The 22990-nt window shown below is 64.2% G+C and carries 24 protein-coding genes; 14 read left to right on the forward strand and 10 right to left on the reverse strand.

Annotated features, from left to right (window positions below; translation table 11 throughout):
- The 3 genes from B7Z66_06135 (at position 1) to B7Z66_06145 (ending at position 2770) form a co-directional block, all read left to right on the forward strand.
- Entirely contained in the window at positions 1-1191 is a 1191-nt protein-coding gene (locus B7Z66_06135) for an RND transporter (GenBank protein ID OYV76982.1), read from the forward strand.
- A complete protein-coding gene (locus B7Z66_06140; protein OYV76983.1) occupies positions 1116-1709 on the forward strand; it encodes a hypothetical protein in 594 nt (197 codons plus the stop codon). Before B7Z66_06135 ends, B7Z66_06140 begins: the two co-directional genes overlap by 76 nt.
- A gap of 203 nt (positions 1710-1912) precedes the next feature.
- Entirely contained in the window at positions 1913-2770 is an 858-nt protein-coding gene (locus B7Z66_06145; protein OYV76984.1) for a hypothetical protein, read from the forward strand.
- Positions 2771-2894: 124 nt separating this feature from the next.
- Here the strand turns inward: B7Z66_06145 and B7Z66_06150 are convergent, their stop codons facing one another.
- From B7Z66_06150 to B7Z66_06160, 3 genes are read right to left on the reverse strand one after another with little or no spacing between them, the layout of a single operon-like run.
- The gene (locus B7Z66_06150; protein OYV76985.1) at positions 2895-3719 is read right to left on the reverse strand and encodes a nucleoside triphosphate pyrophosphohydrolase; all 825 of its coding nucleotides are present in this window, start codon (positions 3717-3719) and stop codon (positions 2895-2897) included.
- A gap of 28 nt (positions 3720-3747) precedes the next feature.
- Positions 3748-5223: a carboxylate--amine ligase gene (locus tag B7Z66_06155; GenBank protein ID OYV76986.1), complete on the reverse strand. Its 1476-nt coding sequence runs from the start codon at positions 5221-5223 to the stop codon at positions 3748-3750.
- A gap of 25 nt (positions 5224-5248) precedes the next feature.
- On the reverse strand, positions 5249-6358 hold the full coding sequence (locus B7Z66_06160; GenBank protein ID OYV77042.1) for a ribosomal-protein-alanine acetyltransferase: 1110 nt from the start codon (positions 6356-6358) through the stop codon (positions 5249-5251).
- A 208-nt stretch (positions 6359-6566) separates the two neighbouring features.
- Here B7Z66_06160 and B7Z66_06165 point away from each other — a divergent pair, with 208 nt between their 5' ends.
- Positions 6567-7106: an NUDIX hydrolase gene (locus B7Z66_06165; GenBank protein OYV76987.1), complete on the forward strand. Its 540-nt coding sequence runs from the start codon at positions 6567-6569 to the stop codon at positions 7104-7106.
- A gap of 30 nt (positions 7107-7136) precedes the next feature.
- Here the strand turns inward: B7Z66_06165 and B7Z66_06170 are convergent, their stop codons facing one another.
- Complete coding sequence (locus B7Z66_06170; protein OYV76988.1) at positions 7137-8459, reverse strand: hypothetical protein; 1323 nt, start codon at positions 8457-8459, stop codon at positions 7137-7139.
- 279 nt (positions 8460-8738) lie between these two features.
- Positions 8739-9224 carry a hypothetical protein gene (locus tag B7Z66_06175; GenBank protein ID OYV76989.1) on the reverse strand — a complete coding sequence of 162 codons (486 nt, stop codon included), beginning with the start codon at positions 9222-9224 and terminating at the stop codon, positions 8739-8741.
- 304 nt (positions 9225-9528) lie between these two features.
- Between B7Z66_06175 and B7Z66_06180 the strand changes: the two genes are divergently transcribed.
- The 10 genes from B7Z66_06180 to B7Z66_06225 all read left to right on the forward strand — a co-directional run bounded on the left by B7Z66_06180 (position 9529) and on the right by B7Z66_06225 (position 17977).
- Positions 9529-10008: a hypothetical protein gene (locus tag B7Z66_06180; GenBank protein ID OYV76990.1), complete on the forward strand. Its 480-nt coding sequence runs from the start codon at positions 9529-9531 to the stop codon at positions 10006-10008.
- 60 nt (positions 10009-10068) lie between these two features.
- Positions 10069-11517, forward strand: coding sequence for a Fe-S cluster assembly protein SufB (locus B7Z66_06185; GenBank protein ID OYV76991.1), 1449 nt, complete (start codon positions 10069-10071; stop codon positions 11515-11517).
- A gap of 79 nt (positions 11518-11596) precedes the next feature.
- Entirely contained in the window at positions 11597-12358 is a 762-nt protein-coding gene (locus B7Z66_06190; GenBank protein OYV76992.1) for a Fe-S cluster assembly ATPase SufC, read from the forward strand.
- 5 nt (positions 12359-12363) lie between these two features.
- Positions 12364-13707 carry a Fe-S cluster assembly protein SufD gene (locus tag B7Z66_06195; protein OYV76993.1) on the forward strand — a complete coding sequence of 448 codons (1344 nt, stop codon included), beginning with the start codon at positions 12364-12366 and terminating at the stop codon, positions 13705-13707.
- A 23-nt stretch (positions 13708-13730) separates the two neighbouring features.
- Entirely contained in the window at positions 13731-14978 is a 1248-nt protein-coding gene (locus B7Z66_06200) for a cysteine sulfinate desulfinase (GenBank protein ID OYV77043.1), read from the forward strand.
- Entirely contained in the window at positions 14975-15427 is a 453-nt protein-coding gene (locus B7Z66_06205) for an SUF system NifU family Fe-S cluster assembly protein (GenBank protein OYV76994.1), read from the forward strand. Before B7Z66_06200 ends, B7Z66_06205 begins: the two co-directional genes overlap by 4 nt.
- A 70-nt stretch (positions 15428-15497) precedes the next feature.
- The gene (locus B7Z66_06210) at positions 15498-15842 is read left to right on the forward strand and encodes an SUF system Fe-S cluster assembly protein (GenBank protein ID OYV76995.1); all 345 of its coding nucleotides are present in this window, start codon (positions 15498-15500) and stop codon (positions 15840-15842) included.
- A gap of 61 nt (positions 15843-15903) precedes the next feature.
- On the forward strand, positions 15904-16224 hold the full coding sequence (locus B7Z66_06215; GenBank protein OYV76996.1) for a ferredoxin: 321 nt from the start codon (positions 15904-15906) through the stop codon (positions 16222-16224).
- A gap of 99 nt (positions 16225-16323) precedes the next feature.
- Complete coding sequence (locus B7Z66_06220) at positions 16324-17082, forward strand: serine/threonine protein kinase (protein ID OYV76997.1); 759 nt, start codon at positions 16324-16326, stop codon at positions 17080-17082.
- Positions 17083-17146: 64 nt separating this feature from the next.
- Entirely contained in the window at positions 17147-17977 is an 831-nt protein-coding gene (locus tag B7Z66_06225; GenBank protein ID OYV76998.1) for a hypothetical protein, read from the forward strand.
- 150 nt (positions 17978-18127) lie between these two features.
- Here B7Z66_06225 and B7Z66_06230 read toward each other — a convergent pair whose 3' ends face one another.
- The 5 genes from B7Z66_06230 to B7Z66_06250 all read right to left on the reverse strand — a co-directional run bounded on the left by B7Z66_06230 (position 18128) and on the right by B7Z66_06250 (position 22823).
- Positions 18128-18589, reverse strand: a complete 462-nt coding sequence (locus tag B7Z66_06230) for a hypothetical protein (GenBank protein OYV76999.1) — start codon at positions 18587-18589, stop codon at positions 18128-18130.
- Positions 18590-18607: 18 nt separating this feature from the next.
- Positions 18608-18982 (reverse strand): hypothetical protein, encoded by a 375-nt coding sequence (locus B7Z66_06235; protein ID OYV77000.1) that lies wholly within the window; start codon positions 18980-18982, stop codon positions 18608-18610.
- Between the two features lie 48 nt (positions 18983-19030).
- Positions 19031-20203, reverse strand: a complete 1173-nt coding sequence (locus tag B7Z66_06240; GenBank protein OYV77001.1) for a sodium:proton antiporter — start codon at positions 20201-20203, stop codon at positions 19031-19033.
- Positions 20204-20645: 442 nt separating this feature from the next.
- Positions 20646-21119 (reverse strand): hypothetical protein, encoded by a 474-nt coding sequence (locus B7Z66_06245; protein OYV77002.1) that lies wholly within the window; start codon positions 21117-21119, stop codon positions 20646-20648.
- A gap of 72 nt (positions 21120-21191) precedes the next feature.
- Positions 21192-22823 (reverse strand): sodium:proton exchanger, encoded by a 1632-nt coding sequence (locus tag B7Z66_06250; GenBank protein ID OYV77044.1) that lies wholly within the window; start codon positions 22821-22823, stop codon positions 21192-21194.
- Between the last annotated feature and the right edge of the window lie 167 nt (positions 22824-22990).

The following is a 22990-nucleotide window of genomic DNA, read 5'->3' on the forward strand; positions in this document are numbered from 1 at the left end:
ATCGCTCAGGCGCAGGCGGCCTACTACCCGGTTGTGTCGGCCAGCAGCTCGGCCACACGGTCGAAGTCGCCCGGCTCCAGTAACAACGTGGCGGTACCCGGCCGTATCCTGAACAGCTTGAGCGCCTCGCTCAGCGCAAGTTGGGAGCTTGATCTATGGGGCAGGGTACGTTTGCAGGTACAAGCGGGCATGGCCAGCGCCGCGGCCAGCGCCGCGACACTGCAGTCCGTACTGCTTAGCCTGCAGGGCCAGCTCGCTGCCGCGTATCTGCAACTGCGCACCGTAGACGCGCAGACCCGCTTGGCGCAGGCTACCGTGGTCGCTTATCAGCGCGCCCTGCAACTCACCGAAAACCGTTACAAGGCGGGCGTGGATACCGCCGCCGACGTGGCGCTGGCGCGCACACAACTGCTGCAGGCGCAGGTCAGCCGCACGGACTTGGGCGTCACCCGTGTGCAACTCCAAGACGCTATCGCCGCGTTGGTGGGCAAGGCGCCCGCCGATTTTTCGCTGCTGGCCGTCGACGCGCTGCCCACGATGCCTGTTATCCCCCCTGGCATTCCGGCGCAACTGCTGCAGCGCCGGCCCGACCTAGCCGCGGCACAGTCCCAGGTGGAGGCGGCCAATGCGCAGATCGGCGTGGCGCAGAAGGCTTGGTTTCCCAACCTCACGCTTTCAGGCCAGGCGGGCAGGCAAGCGACCCGTTTGGCTGACCTGGTCTCGGCACCGGCGCTGTTCTGGTCAATCGGGCCGAGCCTTGCGGCTACGTTGTTCGACGGCGGCCTGCGCCGCGCGCAACTCGCATCCAGCGAGGCCGCTTACCGGCAAACGGTGGCCAACTATCGGCAGGTCGCGCTCAGCGCATTGCAGCAGGTGGAGGACAACCTCGCCGCCCAGCGCATCCTCACCGATGAGGCGCAGCAGCAGGCCGACGTGGTGCAGGCGGCCGAGGTATCGCTGCGCTTGGCCGAAAATCAATACAAGGCCGGTACCACGTCGTATCTCAACGTCGTGACTGCTCAGACCACGGCCAGTAATGCGCGCAATGCGGAACTGACCCTGCGCAACCGCCGCTACACCGCGGTGGTTGCGCTGATCCAGGCCCTGGGTGGTGGATGGGGGGAGACCCGGCGTCCGGCGCTCGGGGTCATGCCGGGGCGAAGGTCGACGTTGGCCGAACCCGCCCGGTAGTGCTCTGGAGTTGGCCGTCTAGCCCGCATGATTCGTGCGGGGTTGCGGCCGGGCCACTACCGTTCTCCGCGGGAATCCGCTACAAGGTAGCTATGTGGCGTGATCGACAACGGGTCGCGGCGTTTGCTGCCGGCCCCCTGTTCTGGCTTTTGCTGCTGGCGTGGGGCGCGCGGGTGGACGACCTGTCGTGGCCGTTGCGGTCGCCCGTGGCCTTCGCGTTGCCGGTGTTCGTGTTTCCGGCGCTGGAGGAGTTCGTGTTCCGCGGCGGCCTGCAGGAGTGGCTTCGCAGCCGTCTGGGCGGCGCCGGACTGGGGGGGCTCAGCGCGGCGAATCTGCTCACCAGTGTGGTGTTCGCCGCGCTGCACGGTTTCGCCCACCCGCCCCTGTGGGCGGCGCTGATCTTCTTTCCGTCCCTGGTGTTCGGCTATTTCATGGATCGCGACCGGCGTTTGGCGGTACCCATCGCCCTGCACGTGTTCTATAACCTGGGATACTACTGGTTGTTCGTAGGCCGCTGACCACAGACAAAAAAAATGCCGGCGAGAGGGTCGCCGGCAGAAATTTTTGGACTGGGTCCAAGAGGAGATTCTCGGTCCGAGCACATGGGGACCGAGAAGGTCTTTAGTATGATGGGCCCGTGACGGGTTTTTCTGTGGACCAGTCCACACTCAAAGTGTGACGCACGTCACAATTCGGGCCCATGGCCCCGGAGCAACGCGAAATGAGCGAACCCATTCTGCGCCTGTACCCGGGAGCGCCGGAGCCGGTGGCACTGGAAGGGGCGTATCTGGCCCACGGCTTGCACCGCGCCAGCGCCGCCGCGCCGATGGTGTACACCAACTTCATCGCCAGTCTGGACGGGCGCATCGCGCTGGTGGATCCCGGCACGCGCCGCCACCGGGTACCGGCCGCCATTGCCAACCCCAGGGATTGGCGCTTGTTCCAGGAACTCGCCGCCCAAGCCCATGTGCTGGTGACCACTGCCCGCTATTTTCGGGACCTGACCCAGGGCCAAGCCCAGGATTCCCTGCCGGTGAGTACCCGTTCACCCTACGCGGATCTGTTGACATGGCGCCGGAAAGAAGGCCTGGAACCCCAACCGGCGGTGGCGGTGGTGAGTGCCAGCCTGGATCTGCCTATCCCCCCGGAGCTGGATCTCCAGCAGCGCGCCTTCTACGTGTTGACCGGGGAGGATGCCGACCCAGATCGGGTGACGGCCCTGGAACAGTTGGGGTTGCGGGTCTTGTTCGCGGGTAACGGGCACCGCGTGGATGGTCGGCGCCTGGTTCAGGTGTTGGCGGAGCGCGGCTACCACAGCCTGTATGCCATCGCCGGTCCCCAACTTCTGCACACCCTGGTGAGCGCCGGCGTCCTTGACCGTTTGTACCTGACCCATGCCCATCGCCTGCTGGGCGGCGTCGGCTACGACACGATCCTGGAAGGCTCCACCCTGGATCCGGCAGTCGACCTGCGTCTGGAGGCCCTCTACTACGATTCCCACGCGCCCGCCGGCGCCGGCCAATCGTTCGGCGCCTACGCGTGTTGTCCGCGTCGTGGCCACCGGCCCGGCGCCGACTGAGGTCGGTTCACGGGCAGTGGGTTCGACTTGCCATGGATACGCCGGCTGACGGACCACGGGGCCCTATTAGCTTCGACGGTGATGCGGTGCGGCGATCGGGGTTGGCGAGCCCGGCATCCTCGGCTCAGGGTCCGTCCGACCGCGCCGTCAGGTGGCGCTTCGCCTCTTCCCAAAGGGAATCGAGTTCCTCGGGGGTGGTGTCCTCCGGGCGCCTGCTCCGTTCCCGGAGCCGGTCCTCGACATAGCGGAAGCGGGCCTCGAAACGACCATTGGCAGCGCGCAGCGCGGCTTCCGGGTCCGCACCGGTGTGGCGCGCCAGATTGACTCCGGTAAACAGCAGGTCACCGACTTCCTCGAACACCCGGGCCGCGGTGTCGGGAGCGCTGGCGGCTTCCCGCAGTTCGTCCAGTTCCTCTTCCATCTTCTCCAGCACCGGGTCCAGGCCGGGCCAGTCGAAGCCGGTTCGGGCCGCGCGATTCTGCAGCTTGAGGGCCCGCATCAAGGCTGGCAAGGCCCGTGCGATATCCGCCAGGGCACTGGGGTCCGTACCCGCCCCCGCCTTTCGTTCCTGGAGCTTGTGATCTTCCCAGGAACGTCTCTCGGCAGGCGCCACCGCGCCTGCGGCGGCGCCAAATATCTCGGGATGCCGGTGAGTCAGCTTGTCGCTGATCGACTGGGCGACATCCGCGAACGTGAATGCACCCGCCTCTTCCGCCATGCGCGCGTGGTAGACCACCTGATACAGCAGGTCGCCCAACTCGCTGCGCAAGGCGCCCAGGTCGCCACGCTCGACGGCGTCCGCTACCTCGTATGCCTCTTCGAGGGTATACGGGGCGATGGTGGCGAAGGTCTGGCGCCGATCCCAGGGACAGCCCGCGTCGGGATCCCGCAGCCGCGCCATGATGTGCAGCAGCCGCGCGAGCGGGTCGACCGGTTCGTGAGTGTCCATCGGATCCCCGTGGCGGGTCGCGGCCGGTTCAGCTGCGGCGCAGGTCCATACGCCGCACGAACTCCTCCAGCAGCGTACGGTAGAGCCGGTCTTTCAAAACGCCATCCTCTACTCCGGCATCGATGTTGGGGTTGTCGTTCACCTCGATGACACATACCCCCTTGTCGTCCTCCTTCAGGTCCACACCATACAACCCATCGCCGATGAGGTTGGCCGCGCGCAGCGCGGTTTCCACCACCGAGGACGGGGTGCCATCGACGCTCAGCGTGTTGGCGTCGCCGGGCACCGGGCGGCCGTTTTCCCGATGTTTGACGATCTGCCAGTGCTTACGCGACATGAAGTACTGACAGGCGTACACCGGCCGGCGGTTGAAGATGCCGATGCGCCAGTCGAAGGGCGTGTAGCGGAATTCCTGCGCCAAGAGCAGATCCGACTCTTTGAACAAACGGGTGGTAATCTCCTCGAGCTCCTTGCGGTTGGTCGCTTTGAACACGCCCCGGGAGAAGGAGCCGTCCGGGATCTTGAGAATCACGGGGTAGGGGATCTCGGCTTCCACGGTCTGCAGGGTGTCCTTCTTGTCGCGCTGCAGGATGATGGTCTTCGGGGTGGGGATACGGTTCGCCTTGAGCAATTCCGCGAGGTAGACCTTATTGGTGCATTTCAGTATCGAGTCCGGATCGTCCACAACCACCATGCCCTCGCTCTCCGCCTTCTTGGAGAAGCGGTAGGTGTAGTGGTCGATGGCGGTGGTCTCACGGATGAACAGGGCGTCGAATTCCGCGAGCCGCGTGTAGTCTTTTTTCTCGATCAATTCCACGTCCACGCCCAGACCCTTCCCCTCCTTGATGAAGGATTGCAGCGCGCGCTTGTTGGACGGGCAGAACTGTTCCTGAGGGTTGTGGAGGATCGCCAAGTCGTATTTCGACGTTTGGCGGGTTCTCGGCCCCTGCCAGCGGCGCGCCACGTAGCGGTTCAGGGCGTTAGTGAACAGCGCCTGTTGGTCGTCGCGCAGGTTGTGTATATAGGCTGGGCGGATGGTATCGATTTCCCACTTGCCCTGACGCTTGAATTCCACTTTCAGCAGCGGGCAGGGGAACAATTCGAAGATCTCCCGCGCCAGATCCTGAAGTTCATCGCTTTCGCACTGACCGAAGAAGACGTGGAATTCGAATTCGGTCCCATGTTCAGGCGGACGGTTGCGGAGGCTCTTCTGCACCAAGTCGTCGAGATCGCCGATCTCCAGGTTGTAGATCGACTTACGGCTCAGGTCGGAGATCGTCTTGACCGTCGGGATCACCTTGTGCCGGCGCGCCTCCGCCAGCAGCGAACAATAGTAGCCCGTGCTTAGGTAGCGGTAGCTGCGGCACAGATTGATGATGCGTACCCGGCCGGAGCCTGGAAATTGCTGGCGGCCAATATAGTCGGTGTCCGTGATCACAACGGCGTCCGGGTACTGCGCCTGCCAATCCTTGGAATTTTCCAGGACGATAATATCGGTCGTCATGAAACGGTTGAGCTCCTCTGTGCCGTCATGCTGCCGGACTGCCTGGGCGCGGCCGTAACAGCAGGACCGCCTTCTGGCCGGCCTTGCCGTAACGTGCCATGCGCTCGAAGTCCTTTTTCAGTATCGGCATATTGATGCAATCGGTGAGGGTCTTGTTGGCTTCGTAGTCGATGAACGGGTCGTGCACATAGATGAACCGTTCGTCGAAACCGGTGACCACGACCCAGTGGGGGAATTTTTCGCGGTAGATCCGGTAGGAGCTGATCAGGACAATGGGAATGGCACCCTCCCCGAATTTCTCCTCCAGCTGACCGACGGGAAGGGAGCCGTGGGTGAGTCGGATCGACGAGTGCTTGATTTCGTCCAGGAAGTCTTCCTGGACCAGGGCGATCACTTCCTTTTTCTCCGGGTTGCGCACCGAATCGATGAACAGGGCCCCGGTATCGTTGACGTGGAGTTCCACGTCGAAACCGCGGTGGTAGGCGGACAGGGCCAAGCCGTAGGGCCCGCACCCGCCATGCCCGGAGGTCATGAAGATGGTCGTGGATTCGCGCCACAGCCGCAGTTCCAGTTTGCGGTCCATCTCGATGCCCGGATCCAGCACCTTCATGGCCATGATAAGTGCGGCCGGGCCACAGGTGAAATCCAGCGTCTGTGCGTAGAACGGAACCCGGGCAAGTTCCGGGCGGAGGTGGGCCACCAGGGATTTTTCGTAGCGCAGCGCCCCCATGTGGTCCTGGTAATAGTCCTCATAGGCGCCGAAGCGCCGGTAACCGGCGCGTTCGAACAGCGCGATGGCCACCGCGTTGTCCTTGCGCACTTCCAGACGGAGCGCGACGCAATCGCCCTGCCGGGCTACCTCATCGCTGGCTTGGAGCATGCCAACGGCCACGCCGCGGCCCCGGAAGTCGGGGTCGACCGCGAAGGAGTACAGCCGCGCCAAAGATGTGCCGGCGTTGAACAGGACCGTGGTGTATCCGCGCACGACCTCGTCCTGCTCGTCCACCAGGGTGACCGCGTTGGCTTTGCACAGGATGTAGCGGAAGCTGCGCTTGGAGATGCGGTCGGTCTGGAAGCAGCGGTTCTCGATCCGCACCAGCGCGTCCAGATCCTGCAGGGTCGCTTTGCGGATCATGGGCGGGTGCTGTTCGGCCAGTGGCGCACGCTGCATTGGGCGGATGGAATCCCGGTTGCTGGGGAATGCCGGTGGGGGCCGGATCGGTGACTGACGCCTATGATACCCTCCACGCCCGGGTTTGGGCACGCGCCGTGGTCTGCCTTGACCGGGTTCGCGGCCCGCGGGTAAGCTGGCCCGATTCGTTTCGCGGGGCGTCCCGCGCCGGATGACAGGTGGCGGTTCGGTGGTACGCACGCCGGTGTACCAGGGCAAGGTGGTGGACCTGGGGATCGAGACCGCCCATCTTCCCGATGGTCGTTCCTTCCCGCTGGAGATCGTCCGACACCCTGGAGGTGCGGCAACGGTGGCCGTGGACCGGGACGGACGCGTCTGGCTCCTGCGCCAATATCGTCACGCGGCCGGCGGGTGGCTCTGGGAGATTCCCGCCGGCAAGATCGATCCTGGCGAGGCACCCGAGGCCACTGCCCGGCGCGAACTGGCCGAGGAGGCCGGGGTGGCGGCGGACCGGTGGATTTCCCTGGGCAGTATCCATACCACCCCGGGCTTTTGCGACGAGGTCATTCATCTGTACCTGGCGCGCGAGCTGCACGCGGTCGCGCCCCGCCCTGAGCCCCACGAATCGATCGAAGCCCACCGTATCCCCCTCGCGGAGGCCATGGAGTGGGCCCGCAGTGGGCACATCAGCGACGCGAAGACCTTGGTGGCGTTGTTCCGCGCTGCGCCGTGGGTGGGCCATGATGGGTGACGTGTGGCGCCCGCGCCGGAGTATGTCTTCTCAATCCTCGCCGTCGTGGTGATCCGTGTGCTCGGCTGGCCCCCCGCGCCGGAGATCCGCGCATGGCTCCGGCCGGTGCGCGACGGGGCCGGTTGACCCAGGGGTTGCCTCGGGCGCGGCGTGGATGATGCGTCTACGCAGCGTCTCCAGGGCGTCGTCGACCCCGAGCCGGAGCCGTTCGTTGCCGTACTCCAGCAAGGGCAGCAGCAGGCGAAGCAGGCGCGGCAGGTGCGGGTCGAGCCGCCGACCCTGGCCTTCGTGCAGGAGATGTGCGGCGGCCGCCAGGTCCGGGGCTGGTTCCGGTTCCGGGTGCCCGCCCGCCACGGGGGCGGGCACCCCACCGGGAGTAGGGGCGCCGACGGGATCCGCGGGGCGATGGGCGGCACGGCCCAGGTCCAGCCGGTTGCCGCCCGCGGCCCGGATCGCCAGAAGCTGCTCCAGCACCCGCCGCAACAGCTCGGGGAAGTTGGTGGCGTCATCCCGCCCCACGCTCACCTGAACCAGACTGATAGTGACCGCCAATTGCCCAGTGGGGCCCTGGAATGGGTCGTTGACGAGTCCGGCCTGGAGCCGTTTACAGAGTACGACGGCCTGCAGTCGGTTGGTGGATGGCGCCAGGATCACGAACTGCGCCCCCGTCAGCCGCGCCACGGTGTCTTCGGTGCGTACCCGGCCGCGCAGGATCCTGGCCGCCCAGTTCAGCAGGTCCTGCGCCACCTCCGCACCGTGTTGATCCTGAACATCCTCGTAGTTATCCAGTGCGAAGGCCACTAGGGAAACCGGCCGGTCATGGCGCCGGGCGAAGGACAGATCCTGGGTACCGCGCTGGACGAAGTAGCGGCGACTGCCCAGCCCGGTAACCGGATCCACGGCACCCTGGTCCTCCAGGGCCTCGGTGGTAGCGGCCAGGGCGCGGCGGGTGCGATCGAGCCGGGCGTGAGTGCGCACCCGTGCCAGCAGCTGGGTGGGGTCCAGGGGCTTGGTGATGAAATCCGTGGCGCCCACGTCCAGGGCGCGGGTGCGGGTGGCCGCGTCCTCCGCCCCGGTGACCATGATCACCGGCAGGTCGCGTATTCGCGGGTCGGTGGCCGCACGGATGCGGTGGATCAGCCCGTAGCCGTCGAGACGGGGCATATCCGCGTCGCTGATGACTGCTTGGATACCTTCCTCTTCGGTGAGCCGCTCCCAGCCTGCCTCCCCGTCGCGGGCCGTCACGAGGTCGAACTCCCCACCGAGGATCTTGTTGAAGGCGGCGTGCATAAGCCGGGAGTCATCCACCACCAGGACCCGGACCCGGGGGGTGTCATCGGTTGTGCTGGACATGGTGGACCCTGTGGTGGTGGGAGACCGCCCGCCGACCGGCGGGGCACTGCCTCCCCGTTGTATCGGTTGCCGCCGGTGGACTTTTAGCCCGGATTTCCCACTCGCCTCCGGCGGTGGCCACCGCGGCGCTCGTCAGGATGGGGTGTACGCTCTGCGCCCGCCTTGATCTGGTGTCGGCCCCATGTCAGCGCGCTGCGGCCCCAACCCACCGGTCGCGGCACCTGCGCGACGAACACGGGTGAGACATCCGGGCTAAGTCGGGCCGGGTTCCAGGGGGCTTTAACCAGCGTCCGGTTCCTTGAATAGGGCCAGGGCCGCGTCGATCCGCGCTACCGGAACGATCGGGCCGTGCCCGATGCCCTCGCAGCGGCGACGTTCCTTCTCCCAGGCAGTGGCGCCGCGGAGCAATTCCGGCCAGAACGGGTAGGTTTGACACTGCGTCGGCCGTGCATCATAGACTCGGCATCGGCCATCATCCTCCAGGAAAGTGCAGCGGCCATCGGAATGGGAGGCCAAAACCCGCTCACCGGACGCAGTCCTGGCAAGGTAGCGGCGCCGGAACCAGCTTTGTGACAGTCCCAGGTGGCGGTGGATCTGTTCCGCTTCGGCATCGTTCACAAAGACGTAATAGTCGCCGCCGCCCGTGCAGCAGCGTCCGCACTGGGTGCACTCGAAGCGCAGCGGTTGACGTCGATGGAGCATCCGGGGCCTCCTCTGGGGTGGGTCATGGGGGTCCGCGATCGCCCGCGGGCGATGCATAGACATTGTACCCGGGTACCCGGCCGTGGCGGCCTTGCCAGGGAGCGAATTCCAGACTAGACTACGTGGGATTTGACCGGGCTCGCCAATCGGGCGGTCGACGGCTCCCGCGGCAGATATCCTCCAACCCTTTGGATTGATAGGCTGGATACAGCGAGCGCTCCCGCTGTGTCAGCGGCGCCGCGCCTCCGCACCCGAGAAGATGTTGACGATATTACTCAAGTACTGCATACTGATCTCCTACTAAATCACTCAAGAATTCACGGCCGGACAATGCCGGCCACCTCCATAACAACGGGCGGTGCGCACGATGAAACTCTCAACCAAGGGACGCTACGCCGTGACGGCTATGCTGGATCTGGCGCTCCATGACCAGGCGGGCCCGGTGACCCTGACCGAAATCGCAAACGGGCAGGGGATCTCCCTGTCCTACCTCGAGCAGTTGTTCGCCCGGTTGCGCCGCGACGGTTTGGTGGAAGGGATGCGCGGACCCGGTGGTGGCTACCGCTTGGCCCGGCCCGCCTCCGTCATTTCGGTGGCGGACATCATCACCGCCGTGGACGAGAACGTGGATGTGACCCGCTGCGCGGGCCGCGAGAACTGCCAGGACGGCGAACGCTGCCTGACCCATGACCTGTGGAGCGAACTGAGCCAGCAGCTCTACCAGTTCCTTGACGGGATCACGCTGGCGCAGCTGGTGGACCGGCCCGCGGTGCGGGAGGTTGCCGGGCGCCAGGAAGTCCGTTCGCTGCAGGGCAGCGGCGCGGGCGCGAAGAAGACTGTGGCCTGAGCCCGCGGGACGAATGCGCCGCGGAACCACCCTGCAACCGACATCCGAGAGCGGATAATCATGGGTAGCACAAAACAGACCATCGACGAGCTGATCCGGAAGGACTACGAGCACGGCTTCGTTACCGACCTGGATACGGATACGGTAGCGCCGGGACTGAACGAAGACGTTATCCGGATGATCTCCGCCAAGAAGAACGAACCGGAATTCATGCTGGAGTGGCGCCTGCGTGCCTACCAGCATTGGACCGCCATGCAGGAGCCGGCGTGGGCCCACGTGCACTATCCGCCCATCGACTTCCAGGCGATCAGCTACTACTCCGCGCCCAAGGCGAAGGGGGAAGGCCCCAAGAGCCTGGACGAAGTGGATCCCAAGTTGCTGGAGACCTACAACAAGCTCGGTATTCCGCTCAAAGAGCAGGAGATGCTGGCCGGTGTGGCGGTGGACGCGGTATTCGACAGCGTCTCGGTGGCCACCACCTTCAAGGACAAGCTCGCCGAGGTGGGAATCATCTTCTGCTCGTTCTCGGAGGCGGTCCAGCATCACCCGGAGTTGATCCGGAAGTATCTCGGGTCAGTAGTTCCCTACACCGATAATTTCTACGCGACCTTGAACGCCGCGGCATTCACCGATGGGTCCTTTGTCTATGTCCCCAAGGGCGTGCGCTGTCCGATGGAATTGTCCACGTACTTCCGCATCAACGCCAAGAACACCGGGCAATTCGAGCGCACCCTGATCATTGCCGATGAAGGCGCCTACGTAAGCTATCTGGAAGGCTGCACGGCGCCGCAGCGCGACGAGAACCAGCTGCATGCGGCCGTGGTCGAGTTGGTGGCCCTGAAGGACGCCCAGATCAAATATTCCACCGTGCAGAACTGGTACCCAGGCGACGCGGAAGGGCGCGGCGGCATCTACAACTTCGTCACCAAGCGCGGCGCCTGCCGGGGACATAACGCGAAGATCTCCTGGACTCAGGTGGAGACCGGTTCGGCGATCACCTGGAAATATCCGAGCGTACTCCTGGAGGGCGACAATTCGGTTGGTGAATTCTATTCCGTCGCGCTGACCAACAATCGGCAGCAGGCAGATACCGGAACCAAGATGATCCACATCGGCAAGAATACCCGCAGCACCATCATCTCCAAGGGTATCTCCGCCGGGCGCGGGCAGAACGCCTACCGCGGGTTGGTAAAAATCCTCAAGGGCGCCGGCGACGCCCGCAATTACACACAATGTGACTCGTTGCTGATCGGCGACAAGTGCGGCGCGCATACCTTCCCGTATGTCGAAGTGAAGAACGCCAGCGCCCAGGTGGAGCATGAGGCCACCACCTCGAAGATTAGCGATGACCAGCTCTACTACTGTATGCAGCGCGGCATCTCCGCCGAAGATGCGGTATCCATGATCGTGAACGGCTTCTGCAAGGCGGTGTTCAAGGAACTACCCATGGAGTTCGCGGTGGAGGCGCAGAAGCTGCTCGGCGTCAGTCTTGAGGGCAGCGTGGGCTGAATTTTCACCTAACTTATCACCGGCCGCGCGTACCGGCGCCGCGGCCCCCACGGAATTCGAGTGCAAGAGGAACGGGGTAATGCTGAGCATCAAGAACCTGCAAGCCACGGTAAACGACAAGCCGATCCTTCGGGGTATAAACCTGGAGGTGAAGAAGGGCGAAGTGCACGCCATCATGGGCCCCAACGGCTCGGGTAAGAGCACGCTAGCCCATATTCTGGCCGGACGCGACGGTTATCAGGTAACCGGGGGCGAGGTAATTTATCAGGGCCGCAACTTGTTGGAGTTGCCCGCCGAGGAGCGGGCCCGCGACGGGGTGTTCCTGGCGTTTCAGTATCCGGTGGAGATCCCCGGCGTGAGCAACATCTACCTGCTGAAGGCGGCGCTGAACGCAGGGCGCAAGCACCGTGGCCTCGGCGAGCTGGACGCCATCGATTTTCTCAAGCTGGTGAGGGATAAGCTGAAGCTTGTGGAGATGGATGAGCAGCTCCTGTACCGTTCTGTTAACGAAGGATTCTCCGGCGGCGAGAAGAAACGCAACGAGATACTCCAGATGGCGGTCCTGGAGCCGAAACTCGGGATCCTGGACGAGACCGATTCGGGGTTGGACATCGACGCGCTGCGGATCGTGTCCAACGGCGTCAATGCCCTGCGTGGACCAGAACGTTCACTCATCCTGGTGACTCACTATCAGCGCTTGCTCAACTATATCGTCCCCGATCATGTCCATGTGCTCGCGGGCGGTCGTATCGTCAAATCCGGCGACCGCAGCCTGGCCCTGGACCTGGAACAGCGTGGCTACGGGTGGATCGAGGAAGAACAGCGCGCGGTGGGGGCCTGACTCCGATGAACGCAGTGGTGGAACCGAAAAGCCGCTATCTGTCGGATTTCGTGGAACGGCAACAGGAATTCCCCGGTAACCGGTCTGAGTGGGTTCGTGCGGCGCGCGCAGCGGCCCTGGCGCGATTTGAGCGGCTCGGCTTTCCCGGCGTCCGGGACGAGGAGTGGAAATACACCAACGTCGGTGTGATCGAACGCCATGCCTACACGCCGGCGCCGCGAGCGGCGGGCGGTATCGACGTCGCGGCGCTGCGTCCGCTGCTCTTCGATGGGCTGGAATGCGATCGCCTGGTGTTCGTGGACGGGCATTTTGCGCCGACGCTCTCGGCGGTGGGAAAGCTGCCGGCCGGTGTCACGGTGGGCAGCTTGGCCGCCGCGCTGGAGCAGGATCCGGACGCGGTTCGGGAGTTCCTGGGCGCGCAGACGCGCGTCGACAACAACGGGTTCGCTGCGCTCAACGCGGCCTTTATGAGCGACGGCGCGTACCTATATCTGCCTCCCGGCGCGGTCCTGGGTCGTCCCGTGCACGTTATCCACGTTTCCACCGCGGCGCAGGACGACGTCGTAACCCATGTGCGCAACCTGCTGGTCGCCCAGGCAGATAGCCAGGCAACCGTGTTGGAGACCTATGCTGGCCTGCACGACGCGGCCTATCTGTCCAACGTCCAAACGGAGGTTGTTCTGGGCGCGAACGCCGCGTTGGAGCACTACAAGCTGCAGCAGGAGAGCGACAAGGCGCGCCACGTGGCGGCGACCTGCATCCATCAGCACCGCGGTAGCCGCTATGCCAACTATTTCATATCGGCGGGCGGTCGCCTGGTTCGCAATGAAATCCGCCCCACTCTGGACGGGGAAGGCAGCGAGTGCACCCTCTACGGCCTGTGCGTTCTGGGTGGCCGCCAACACGTTGACAACCACACAGTGGTGGATCACGCCCGTCCCCAGACTACCAGCCGCGAGTACTACAAGAGCGTGCTGGAGGGCCATGCCCGTTCGGTGTTCAGTGGGAAGGTGATCGTGCATCCGGATGCACAGCACACAGACGCGCAGCAGACCAACCATAACCTGCTGCTCTCGGATGACGCGGAAGCGGACACGCGGCCGCAATTGGAAATCTACGCGGACGATGTGAAGTGCGCGCACGGTGCGACCGTAGGGCAGCTCGACGAGGAGGCTCTGTACTATCTGAAGGCGCGTGGCATCGACGACGCAGCCGCCCGCAACCTGCTGGTCTATGCCTTCGCCAACGATATCCTGAACCGCCTGAAGATTCAGCCGGTGCGGGAGCGGCTCGAACAGGTCCTGACCACGCGCCTGCTGCATGGCCGCCGGATCGAGGACTTCCTGTGAGCACGGTCAAGGAATCCGCGGCTGTGCATTCTGGTCGCGCGGCGCGGACCGCGCTGGACGTGGAACGGCTGCGGCAGGACTTCCCGATCCTGCACCAGCAGGTCTATGGCCACCCGCTGGTGTACCTGGATAATGCAGCCACCACCCAGAAGCCGCGGGCGGTGATCGACGCGGTGCGCCGTTACTATGAGCGGGACAACTCCAACGTGCACCGTGGGGTGCATGCCCTCAGCCAACGCGCCACGGAGGAGTACGAAGGCGCACGGGAAAAGGTGCGCGCCTTCCTGAACGCCGGGTCAGTGCGGGAACTGGTGTTCGTGCGCGGCACAACGGAGGCCATCAATTTGGTGGCGTCCACCTTTGGCCGCAGCCGGATCCGGGAAGGGGATGAGATCGTCCTGACCGAGATGGAACACCACTCGAACATCGTGCCCTGGCAGTTGTTGGCGGAACAGACGGGAGCGGTGTTGCGCGTGGTTCCGATCAACGAAGACGGCGAGTTGGTGATGGGGGAGTTCGAGAAGTTCCTCGGCCCCCGTACCCGGCTGGTCACCGTGGCCCATTTATCCAATGCGCTCGGGACCATCAACCCGGTGCGCCGAATCATCGAACTGGCCCACGCCCATGACGTGCCGGTGTTGTTGGATGGCGCCCAGGCGGCGCCCCACATCAAGGTTGATGTGCAGGAACTCGACTGTGATTTCTATGCGTTTTCTGGGCACAAGCTCTACGGTCCCACGGGCATTGGGGTCCTTTACGGCAAGGCAAAATGGCTGGAGTCCATGCCGCCCTATCAAGGCGGTGGAGAGATGATCCGGCAGGTGAGCTTCAAGGGCAGCACCTATGGCGATATTCCGTGCAAGTTCGAGGCGGGCACGCCAAACATCGCCGGCGCAGTGGGCCTGGGTGCCGCAATTGATTACGTGCGTGGGGTCGGCCTGGATGCCATCGCCGCCCATGAGCAGGACTTACTGGACTACGCGCTGACGGCGGCCGGCGAAGTTCCCGGGATGCGAGTCGTGGGGCGTGCGCGCGAGAAGGCCAGCATCCTGTCGTTTGTGCTCGAAAGCATCCATCCCCACGACATCGGAACCATACTGGACCGGTATGGACTTGCGGTACGAGCCGGCCACCACTGCGCCATGCCGGTGATGGAGCACTACTGTCTGCCGGCCACCGCCCGGGCTTCGTTCGCGCTCTATAACACCCGCGCGGAGGTGGATGCCCTGATCGCCGGAATCCGCAAGGTGCAGGAGGTATTCGGGCAATGAGTGACTTACGGGATCTCTACCAGGAAGTCATCTTCGATCACAATCGCAACCCCCGCAATTTTTACAAAATGGAGGGCGCCAACCGTACGGCGGATGGATTCAACCCTTTGTGCGGGGATCGGCTGACCTTATATCTGAAGGTTGATAACGGCGTGATTGCAGAGGCGAGCTTCCAGGGATCCGGCTGCGCCATCTCCACGGCGTCGGCCTCGCTCATGACCGAGACGCTCAAGGGCAAGTCCGTGGAGGAGGCCGAGCGGCTGTTCCACGGTTTTCACGGCCTGATTACCAAGGAGGGGGCCGGTGGCGCTGACGCGCCGGATCTGGGCAAGCTCGAGGTGCTGTCCGGTGTAAAGGAATTTCCCACCCGGGTGAAGTGCGCGACCCTGGCGTGGCATACCTTGAACGCGGCCCTCGACGAGAAGGATCAGCCGGTGACCACCGAGTGACCGGTGCCCGTGCCAGGTCCTGCGGATTTCATGAGCCGGTGGTGTCCACACGGCAGCAGGTGCTTGAGTGATGGATAACACAGCGGATGACGAAAAGAGCCTCCCCCAGCGGCTGCTGGAAGGGCAGGTAATCGAGGCCCTGCGCCAAGTCTACGATCCTGAGATCCCGGTTAATATCTATGACCTCGGCCTGATCTACCGGGTCGACACGGACCCCGATGCCGGCCGCGTGCATATCGAAATGACGCTGACCGCTCCGGGTTGCCCGGTCGCGCAGACCTTTCCGTGCACAGTAGAGTGCGCGGTCCGGGAGGTCCCCGGGGTGCAGGATGCCAAGGTGGAGCTGGTATGGGACCCCCCGTGGTCCCAGGACCGGATGTCGGAGGCCGCCCGTCTCCAACTCGGCCTGTTGTGAAGCATCGGCGTGCCCAGCCGGTGGCGCGGGCGCACGTTACCCGAACGAGGAGTGTGACCGGATGTCGGAGTGGGTGGATGTGGCGCCGGTGAGCGATTTTCCAGCTGGTAGCTGCAAGGTGGTGGACGTCGATGGAGTGATGGTCGCGGTCTTCAACGTCGCGGGCGAATTCTTCGCCATCGAGGATATCTGCACCCACGATGGCGGCGTGCTTACCGGCGGACGCTTCGAGGGGGAGGTCATCGAATGTCCCCGCCACGGCGCGCAGTTCAACGTCAAGACCGGTGAAGTCCTTGCCCCCCCCGCCTACGAACCGGTACCCACCCTGCCGGCGCGGGTGCAGGGTGGCGTGGTCCAGGTCCGGGACGAACGCTGGGACTGAGCCCGGCGCCGCGTTCTTTGCACGGCCCGGGCTTTGCTGCATAGTATGCCGAGCCCCCGCGGCGACGCCGCGGCCTGCGTCCGAAGGGCCCGGTATAACATGAGCAGACAGACGGACCGCCGTGTCCCGGTGATCGAGGACTTCAATTTCCAGCCAGGCCGCGTGCTGGCGCGCAAATACGAAGTGCTATCGCGTCTTGGCGCCGGCTGGGAGGGCGAGGTCTACATCCTGCGCGAGGTCAGCACCGGCATCGAACGCGCCGGAAAATTCTTCTTTCCGCACCGCAATCCCCGCAATCGCGCGGCGACCTTCTACGCCAAGAAGCTCCACAAGCTGCGCCAGTGTCCGATCGTCATTCAATACCATACGCAGGAGACCATCGTTTATCGCGGTGTCCCCATCAGTTTCCTGATATCCGACTACGTGGAAGGAGAACTGCTGAGCGAGTTCCTGAGCCGCCAGCGTAACCACCGGTTGAGCATGTTCCAGGGGTTGCATCTATTGCATGCCTTGGCCTCCGGCATCGAGTGCATACACCATATGCGGGAATACCACGGTGATCTGCATAGCGAGAACATCATTGTGCGGCGTTACGGTATCGGTTTCGATATAAAGCTGCTGGATATGTTCCACTGGGGCGCCCCGCGCCCGGAGAACATACACGACGACGTCTGCGATTTGATCCGTATCTTCTACGATGCCATCGGTGGCAGGAAACGCTATGCGGCCCAGTTGCCCGAAGTCAAGGGAATCATCCGTGGGCTCAAGCGTACCCTCATCCTCAAGCGGTTCCGCACCGCGGGGCAGCTGCGCGAGTACCTGGAGACTCTGCAGTGGGACGAGGGCCCGGTTCCGTAAATGCGGCAGGAACGCGGCGGTGGGATTGGGATAACGGGAAATAAGCACTGATGGAAATGCAGGAATGGCGAACTCGCGCATCGACGAAGCGGTAATCTACGTGGACCAGGATATGGGTAGGGGGCAGATCCATTCGATCGCCCACGGCGTGGCCGGGGTGTTTTCTGTGCGCGCTCCCGACAAGGATACTTCCAATGAAGACTCCGCGGGCCTGATTCCCTACGACGACGGCGCCGCGGTTCTAGTGGTGGCCGACGGTGTGGGCGGAATGCCCGCCGGTGAGCAGGCCTCGCGTCTGGCGGTGGAGGCTATTCGAGACGCCGTCCATCGTGCGCGCGCTCAGGGTGGCGAGCTGCGTGATGCGGTCATGAACGGGATTGAGGATGCCAACCAGGCGGTGTGCGCCATGGGAATCGGTGCGGCGACTACCCTGGCAGTAGTGGAGATCCAGGGATGCACTGTGCGGACGTACCATGTAGGGGACTCGATGATCCTGGTGGTGGGCCAGCGTGGCAGGATCAAGCTCCAGACGGTATCCCATTCCCCCGTGGGCTATGGAATTGAGGCAGGTTTGCTAAACGAAAGCGAGGCGATGCATCACGAAGAGCGGCATTTGGTGCTGAATACCATTGGCAGTCCGGATATGCGCATCGAGGTGGGTTCCACGGCCATCCTGGCGCCCCGCGATACCCTGCTGGTGGCCACCGACGGTGCCTTTGACAATTTGCAGACCGAGGAGATCGTGGAGTGCATCCGGATCGGTTCTATGCGCAAGGCCATCGGCCGGCTCGCTTCCGGGTGCCGCGCGCGCATGATGAATCCTGGCGCAGGGCGGCCATCCAAACCCGACGACCTGACGTTTATCGCGTTCCGATGTGGGCCGCTGGCCCGTTGACTTGGGTTTGAGGCCGTTACGCTGCGGGGCCTGCTTAGCCTGCGTTATCCATAAACGCCGGTTGACCGCTCCACGGACGTGGAATCCGTCCGGTCCACATGGCTGCGAACTCTGACCATCGCCCGTGACGCTGCATGAATAACGTGGACCCTAGACGGCCGGCCGGCGGTTCTTGGTCAGCGCCTGGATCAGGCGGTCTTCCAGTTCGATGCGTTCCGCCAACGCCTCCCCCAGGAGCGACAGGTCCGCGGTGAGTCGCTCCGGGTCATTGAGAGGTTGTGTGGGGTCGTAGCGGTCGTTGAAGTCCACGATGACCTCGGTGGTCCCTAGGACCCGTGGATAGATCTCGCCGGCGAGACGCAGAACCGGGGTTCGACGCTCGGTGTTCTCCTCGATCCGCCGGTAGAGTTGAAAGTGGGTGCTTGCTGTGTAGTCCATCAGGGCCTGGCAGAAATGGTCCAGTGTGGTCTTGACTGAGCCGCTGGACCGGAACGGACGCATCGAGGCCAAGTCGTTGTACAGGGAGAGGGTTTCAGTGCGGGACCGCACCAGATCCCGGATGATGTCGTGGGACTGAGCCCTGCGCTCCACGTGTTCCGCGCTGGTCGCCATGGAGGATTTCCTTATGACCTACACCGTTAATTTCCCAGGATTGTAGCACGGGATCCCCCGTTCCAGAACCTCGACACGGGCACGGGCAGACCCTGGTGCGATGATCCGCGGCGGGTATGCAAACGCCCTTGGTTCCCCTCGATGCGCCTGATCACGATCTGAGCCACCGGGTCGCGCCAGTCGTATCGGGCCGGACAACCCGTGCAGTTGACCGGCCTGGGTAACGGTGCGTTCGACTTGGCGGTCAGAATCAGGATCGGGATGTAGCCGGACCGGGCGCGCAATCTGCCGGCAAAGTTCCAGACCGTCCATGCCCGGCAGCATGAGATCGAGCACAATCAGGTCGAAATTGTTGCGGGTTGCCTGAGCCGATATTTCCAGGGATTGTAACAGGGGATCCGGCTGGGAGCCGCGGTGCGGACCGCGGCGGTCTGATGCCGGTCAGTCCCGCCGCAGGCGGGCGGAATTGGCGATGGGCGTGGGATAGCGCATTCCCACCCAATAGGAAGATACGAGGAAGGTGAGCAGAACGGTGAGTTGGATCAAATAGGACACCTCCGGGCGGACCACCCGGTAGGCCATGGCCATGTAGGCGATAAGCAGGGAGAACTCGCTGGTTTGGCCGAGCCGTGTGCCGACCTCCGCGGCCAGTGCCGGCTTCTCCCCCTCCCAGATCAGCAAAATCTTGAATATCAGCGGTTTCAGCAGCACCACGAGCAGGGCGAGCACGGTCGCCGGGATCGCCACGGAGCCCAGGGCCGGCAACTGGAAACCGGCGCCCACGGCGAAGAAGAAGATGACCAGGAAGAAGTCCCTGAGCGGCTTGAGACTCTCGGCGATGTAGCGGGCGATCGGGCTGGTGGCGAGGGCTACCCCCGCTACGAAGGCGCCGATTTCCTGGGACAGGCCCATGGCCGCAGCCAGTTCCGCGAGGCCCAGGCACCAGCCGATGGCCACCAGAAAGACGTATTCCTGTATCTCGTCGTAACGCCGTACCAGCCGGATCAGTAGATAGCGCTCTGCGAGGAAGGCGAACAACACCAAGCCCGGGAGAGACAACACCAGCAGCCCAATTTCAGTTGCCGGCAAGTTACCTTTGCCCAGGACCCGGAGCAGCAGCAGGATCAAGATCGCGATCAGGTCCTGGAGCAGCAGCACGCTGATGATGATCTCGCCCGTGTGCTGATGGTGCAGTGCGGTGCTGGGGAGCAGTTTCAGGCCGATGATGGTGCTGGAAAACATGGAAGCGGCGCCAACCACCAGGCTTTCCAATGGGGTGTAACCGAACGCGAATGCGACGCCGAACCCGATTGTCGCGAACAATGCCGAGCTGATTACTGTCACCAGCGTCGCTTCGCGCAGCATCAGCAACAGCTTCTGGGGATGCAGGTTGAGCCCCAGCAGGAAGAGCAGAAAAATGATGCCCACGTGGGCGATGTCCTGGATCAGCGCCGGCTCCGAGATCAGCCTCAAACCCCAGGGCCCGATCAGGATGCCGAGGACGATATAGGCCACCAGCAGGGATTGGCGTGCGTAGAGGGCCAGAGTGGCGAGTAGCGCGGCGCCTGCGAAGATCAGGAAGATGGAAAACACCAGGACGTCGCTAGTCTGCATTTCTCACCGTTCTCCCGCGGTGCGTGCCGTCGTGTGCGTCCGGGTGACGCGCACCCCCCGCACGCGCTTCGACGTGGTGCCGGCACCTCATTCGCCGGACACCGTGACGGTGACGTGCCTGCCGTGGGGCACGGTGCGATGTTCCCAACAGATCCCCGTGCGCACCCCTGAGTTCACCACGATCCGCTGCACGGCTCCGGTGCGTTCGTAGGTGCCGCGACCGCGGGTCATCTACGTTGACGGTTTCTTGCGCGATCATCGTGGGGTGGCCAGAGGTCCTCGGGGCACGCCGGGCAACGGCACCAGGGATAGATCGCGGATTAGCGATATGTGAGGATCCTGACCCGTTACAGGATATCACGGATGAACCGCGTCGCTGCGCCCGCGTTTTTTCCGGGAACCGGGCGACATCTGTCACAACGGACGTGGCGGTCGTAACGGCTCAACCATCCGGCGCCGGTGCGACGCCGGAGTCGCTTTTCCCCAGCATCCGAAGCCCACCGAGCATGCCCTCGATGCGCCGGCGTAGTTCGTCCCGCTCTGCGCGCATCCGATCCAGGACCACAGCCTCGTTCGCACCGGCGCGGGCACGCGGATCTTCCACCGGCCAGTGCTTTCGTCTGGGGTGCGAGGCCAACGCCGGGTCGTGCGCCGCCGCGGCTGGTCCCAGGGTTACGACCAGATCGGCCCAGTCCAACAGGTCCGGGTCCAGCACCATGACCGCCTGGGCGCGCAGATCCAACCGCGCCTCAGCCATGACCGCGATCGCTCGGGTGTCCTCGCCCGTAGCCCCCGGGGACGCACAGCGCGATTCCAGCCAGTCACTACCGAGGGCGTTCGCGTAGGCCGCTGCCATCGGCGCTGCCCACGGCAGCTCGGCTGCCACGAACAGGACACGGGCCTTACGTTTGTACATGGGCCTCGCACTCCTTGCCGGACCCGGCCACTGAGGCTTCCAAGGGATGCCGGATGTGCGCCGGGTCCGGATTCACGCGCCACCCTCCGTGGGCTTGGTTTCCAGCAGCAGCTCCGCGGCCTCGCGGGCGGCGTCGCGGAATGGGAGCAGTACGCGGTCGGCACCGGCGTGCCGCAGCTCCTCGGCCTGCCAGGCATGGTGGGCAGTCATGGCTACGCGCCCGGGGTAGCCGTGCTGACGCAGTCCGTGCAGCAGACTCAGATTGATGTGGGGGTCTGGGATGCTGCTCACGACCCAGCGTGCCTCCTGCAGGGGGAGCGCTGCCGGAAACTCCGGATCTTCCGCGTCGCCGTAGTGGGCTGGCATGCCCCGCGCGCGCCAGGCGCTGACCGTCTGGGGGTCGAAATCAACACCGTATACAGTCAGCCCGCGGGCACGCAACTCCTCCGCCAGATGGTTGCCATAGCGGCCCAGTCCGAACAGGATGACATCGATTCCCTGCGGTGCATTCCACCCGTCTCCCAGGTCCTGCTCGCGGTGAGGTATGCGGCGCTCAAACATTCGGAGTGCCGGCGCCAGCCACTTGTAGAGCGGGTGCGAATACGCAATCAGATAACTGGAAAGGCCGATGGTGATGAGGCCCACCAGGGTGATCAGTGCACGGCTCGCCGTGTCGATCTGCCCGAGTCCCACGCCCATGGCCGCCAGGATCAGCGAGAACTCGCTGACCTGTGCCAGGGATAGGCCGGTGAGGAAGAAGGTGCGTTTGCGGTAGCCCGACGCGCCCATGATCGCCATGACGATTACCGGTTTGCCCACCAGCACGAACAGCGCGAGCACCAGCGCCGGCGCGATCTGGTCTGCGAGCTGGTGCAGATGTAGCCCGGAACCGAGTTCGATGAAGAAGAACAGCAACAGGAAATCCCGCAGGCTGACCAGCCGCGCGCCGATGGCGGCACGGTAGTGGGTGGATGCCAGGGACACGCCAGCCAGGAACGCGCCCACCTCCAGGGTAAGCCCGAGGTAATCGCCGACGGAGGCGAGGGACACTGCCCAGGCAATGGCGAACAGCACCAGCAGTTCCCGTGAGCCCGCCAGCCGGTGCAACAAGGCCGGGAGCACGTAGCGCATCAGCAGGCCCAGCAGCCCCAGGAACGAAAGGCCTTTGGCCGCTGTCACCAGCATGGCGGCCCCGAATCCCCCGTGCCGGGAGGAGGCCGCGTAGGATGAGAGCAGGATCATCATCAGGATTACCACGATGTCCTGTACGATCAGCACGCCGACCGCGATGCGCCCGTGGAGTGCGTCGATCTCGCGGGTATCGGACAGGAGTTTGATCACGATGATGGTGCTGGAGAAGGTCATCGCACTGGCCGCGTACATGGCCGTGACCGGTGCGAACCCCAGGGCCGACGCGAGCCAATAACCCGCCAGCATGGTAAGCGCCACCTGTCCCAGCCCGGTGGTCAGCGCCACCGCGCCCATGTTGCGCACCACGCCCAAGTCCAGGCGCAGGCCCACGACGAACAACAATAACGCGACTCCGAGTTTGCCGAGCAGGGCCACCGGGTCCGCGGGCTGGACCCATCCCAGCGCGGCCGGGCCCACGAGTATCCCTACCGCGATGAACGTGATCACCAATGGTTGACGCAGGCGCAGGCCGATCGCGCCGAGCGCCGCCGCCAACAGCAGCAGCGCCGCCATCTCGTAGAACACGTTGCCGAAGACGACGGTACCCACCACGCAATGCCCCGCTCACCGATCGGTGTCCGTCCCCAGCATGGGGGACGCACCATCCTCCAGCCATGATATCGGTCAATGCGGTATCTGTCGCGGGGCGAGCTCCGGGTTGACGGATGTCATCCTGTGCT

The organism is Chromatiales bacterium 21-64-14 (genome assembly GCA_002255365.1).
GTDB lineage: Bacteria > Pseudomonadota > Gammaproteobacteria > 21-64-14 > 21-64-14 > 21-64-14.

What these genes read in the sequence shown, in the direction of transcription:
- B7Z66_06140 (OYV76983.1), top strand. Translation starts at nt 1,116, where the DNA reads ATGGGGGGAGACCCGGCGTCCGGCGCTCGGGGTCATGCCGGGGCGAAG.
- B7Z66_06145 (OYV76984.1), top strand. Translation starts at nt 1,913, where the DNA reads ATGAGCGAACCCATTCTGCGCCTGTACCCGGGAGCGCCGGAGCCGGTG.
- B7Z66_06150 (OYV76985.1), bottom strand. Translation starts at nt 3,719, where the DNA reads ATGGACACTCACGAACCGGTCGACCCGCTCGCGCGGCTGCTGCACATC.
- B7Z66_06155 (OYV76986.1), bottom strand. Translation starts at nt 5,223, where the DNA reads ATGACGACCGATATTATCGTCCTGGAAAATTCCAAGGATTGGCAGGCG.
- B7Z66_06160 (OYV77042.1), bottom strand. Translation starts at nt 6,358, where the DNA reads ATGATCCGCAAAGCGACCCTGCAGGATCTGGACGCGCTGGTGCGGATC.
- B7Z66_06165 (OYV76987.1), top strand. Translation starts at nt 6,567, where the DNA reads ATGACAGGTGGCGGTTCGGTGGTACGCACGCCGGTGTACCAGGGCAAG.
- B7Z66_06170 (OYV76988.1), bottom strand. Translation starts at nt 8,459, where the DNA reads ATGTCCAGCACAACCGATGACACCCCCCGGGTCCGGGTCCTGGTGGTG.
- B7Z66_06175 (OYV76989.1), bottom strand. Translation starts at nt 9,224, where the DNA reads ATGTCTATGCATCGCCCGCGGGCGATCGCGGACCCCCATGACCCACCC.
- B7Z66_06180 (OYV76990.1), top strand. Translation starts at nt 9,529, where the DNA reads ATGAAACTCTCAACCAAGGGACGCTACGCCGTGACGGCTATGCTGGAT.
- B7Z66_06185 (OYV76991.1), top strand. Translation starts at nt 10,069, where the DNA reads ATGGGTAGCACAAAACAGACCATCGACGAGCTGATCCGGAAGGACTAC.
- B7Z66_06190 (OYV76992.1), top strand. Translation starts at nt 11,597, where the DNA reads ATGCTGAGCATCAAGAACCTGCAAGCCACGGTAAACGACAAGCCGATC.
- B7Z66_06195 (OYV76993.1), top strand. Translation starts at nt 12,364, where the DNA reads ATGAACGCAGTGGTGGAACCGAAAAGCCGCTATCTGTCGGATTTCGTG.
- B7Z66_06205 (OYV76994.1), top strand. Translation starts at nt 14,975, where the DNA reads ATGAGTGACTTACGGGATCTCTACCAGGAAGTCATCTTCGATCACAAT.
- B7Z66_06210 (OYV76995.1), top strand. Translation starts at nt 15,498, where the DNA reads ATGGATAACACAGCGGATGACGAAAAGAGCCTCCCCCAGCGGCTGCTG.
- B7Z66_06215 (OYV76996.1), top strand. Translation starts at nt 15,904, where the DNA reads ATGTCGGAGTGGGTGGATGTGGCGCCGGTGAGCGATTTTCCAGCTGGT.
- B7Z66_06220 (OYV76997.1), top strand. Translation starts at nt 16,324, where the DNA reads ATGAGCAGACAGACGGACCGCCGTGTCCCGGTGATCGAGGACTTCAAT.
- B7Z66_06225 (OYV76998.1), top strand. Translation starts at nt 17,147, where the DNA reads ATGGCGAACTCGCGCATCGACGAAGCGGTAATCTACGTGGACCAGGAT.
- B7Z66_06230 (OYV76999.1), bottom strand. Translation starts at nt 18,589, where the DNA reads ATGGCGACCAGCGCGGAACACGTGGAGCGCAGGGCTCAGTCCCACGAC.
- B7Z66_06240 (OYV77001.1), bottom strand. Translation starts at nt 20,203, where the DNA reads ATGCAGACTAGCGACGTCCTGGTGTTTTCCATCTTCCTGATCTTCGCA.
- B7Z66_06245 (OYV77002.1), bottom strand. Translation starts at nt 21,119, where the DNA reads ATGTACAAACGTAAGGCCCGTGTCCTGTTCGTGGCAGCCGAGCTGCCG.
- B7Z66_06250 (OYV77044.1), bottom strand. Translation starts at nt 22,823, where the DNA reads ATGGCGGCGCTGCTGCTGTTGGCGGCGGCGCTCGGCGCGATCGGCCTG.